This is a genomic window from Micromonospora sp. NPDC005237, from assembly GCF_040607775.1.
Classification (GTDB): domain Bacteria; phylum Actinomycetota; class Actinomycetes; order Mycobacteriales; family Micromonosporaceae; genus Micromonospora.
Window position 1 is genome coordinate 1 of sequence record NZ_JBEXHJ010000029.1, and the last position, 1,706, is coordinate 1,706.

General features: G+C 68.4%; 2 protein-coding genes and 1 pseudogene. 1 reads left to right on the forward strand and 2 read right to left on the reverse strand.

The window, feature by feature from the left end; genetic code table 11:
• Positions 1 to 95: 95 nt before the first annotated feature.
• Positions 96 to 422: pseudogene (locus tag ABZT87_RS31365) on the reverse strand (tryptophan--tRNA ligase); the annotation flags it as partial.
• Positions 423 to 512: 90 nt separating this feature from the next.
• A complete protein-coding gene (locus ABZT87_RS31370) occupies positions 513 to 689 on the reverse strand; it encodes a hypothetical protein (protein WP_354862997.1) in 177 nt (58 codons plus the stop codon).
• A 179-nt stretch (positions 690 to 868) separates the two neighbouring features.
• On the opposite strand from ABZT87_RS31370, the gene ABZT87_RS31375 reads away from it, so the two are divergent.
• The gene (locus tag ABZT87_RS31375) at positions 869 to 1,123 is read left to right on the forward strand and encodes a hypothetical protein (protein ID WP_355140090.1); all 255 of its coding nucleotides are present in this window, start codon (positions 869 to 871) and stop codon (positions 1,121 to 1,123) included.
• The last annotated feature ends 583 nt before the right edge of the window (positions 1,124 to 1,706 follow it).

Below are 1,706 nucleotides of genomic sequence, written 5' to 3' on the forward strand. Positions count from 1 at the left end.
CACATCGTTCTGTGTCGCGGTCATCACGGCACCCTCCTCACCAGGCACAACGCCTGGCAGGTCAGGCCGGAAACACCGTTAGATCCACAGTCCCCCCGTTCCAGCCGGGGAACGGTCACCAGGTTCTGCAGAAGGGTGTTGAGATCGCCGACCTCCGGAATTGCCGACTGTAGGTAGAACGTGGCACGCGCCGGGTCGACGCCGGCGGCGAGGATGTCGGTCACCATCTCGCGGGCATTGCCGGAGACCTGGTCGATGTCCTCCCGGCGGTTGCGGGTGGTCAGCATGTGCAGGTCAGCGATGATGAAGAAGCTCTCGTAGCGCTGGTGCAGCCGCACCCGGTTGGCGATGCTGCCGACGTAGTGGCCAAGGTGCAGGCGGCCGGTGGGCCGGTCGCCGGTGAGCATTCGTGCGATGGACATGGCGAGGTGCCTCTCGTGCAGGTGGGTGGGTCACGCGTGGGCGCGCGCCGAGCGGGGCGAACAGGCCCCCTCGGTAAGCGGAAACAGGGCTCAGCGAGCCGTCCGCCATCGCGCGCCGGCGCGGTACCGCAGACCACCGGCACGGAGTACGTCCAGGAAGTGCTCACGGCCGTCGCCGGAGCTGGCCGGGACCGTGGGCACGACACCGCACGGCAGGCCGTCGACCACATCGACCGCCTCCGACACGCAACTGCCCGTCCGGACCACGGCCTCACGTTACCCGGGGGACGGTCCTGAGCTGTCCTCCATCGCACTGCCCACCCCGGCGTGGCCGGAAACGGGCTGCTTGGAGTGCCAGCTCCGGTCGGCGGCGCGCGGTCCGGGCGTCGCGTCCGTTGCGTCCTTGGCCAGCTCGCGGATCGGGTGCGCTGGCATACTCGGCTGCCATGGTGCTGTCGCGAGGGTGGGCTCTCTTCCTGGTCGGGGTCGGGATCTGGACCTGGGTGATCTGGCCGAGGTTCGCCGTCGCCATCTGGCAGGACCCGCGATCCTGGGCCTCCGGCACGGTGGCCGACGGCGCCGCCACCAGCTTCCTGTGGGTGCACGCTCTGCTGATCGCCGTGTCCCTGGCCATCGGGACCACAGTCGGTGTGCTCGGCATCCGAGCCTGGTCCGCCGCCCGCCGACGGCAGGCGTCCTGACCTCCGCCGCTGCTCGGCGAAGCTCCGGATGGCTGATCCGACGCGGAGGGGAATCAGTGTGACGCGGGACGCTACCCCCCGATTTGACGATCAAACCCACGGACGCGTAACTTTCTCTCTGCCAGCGCGGAACGGGGCAAACAGGGCGAAAGACCTGGAGCACCGGATCGGGCAGGCAGCCGGGTCAGGCAGGGGTTCGCCTCTGCGGGCACGGTTCGGGCGGGGCTCACCGGATCAGCCGCGAGGCGGATTTGGCGCAGCGGAACCGACCGGGTAAGGTTCACGACCGGCAGGGCACCGGGCGAGACTGCGGGACACCGCAGCGGCCGGCCTGCCAAATCCGACGACCTGACGCAGCGGTTCGCTGCTGCGTGAGTGCGCCGGGACCAACCCGTACGAAGCACGACAGACCGGGACACACGGTTTGACACGGCGAAGACGGTGAGGTAACGTAGTAAAAGTGCCCGGCGCGAGAGCGGCGGGGACGCGTACGAAAAGCCCCGGGATGGTGGCCCACTGGTTGGGTCTTCTGATCGGTGTGTGGTTGTTCTTTGAGAACTCAACAGGGTGCTTGTAAAGCCAG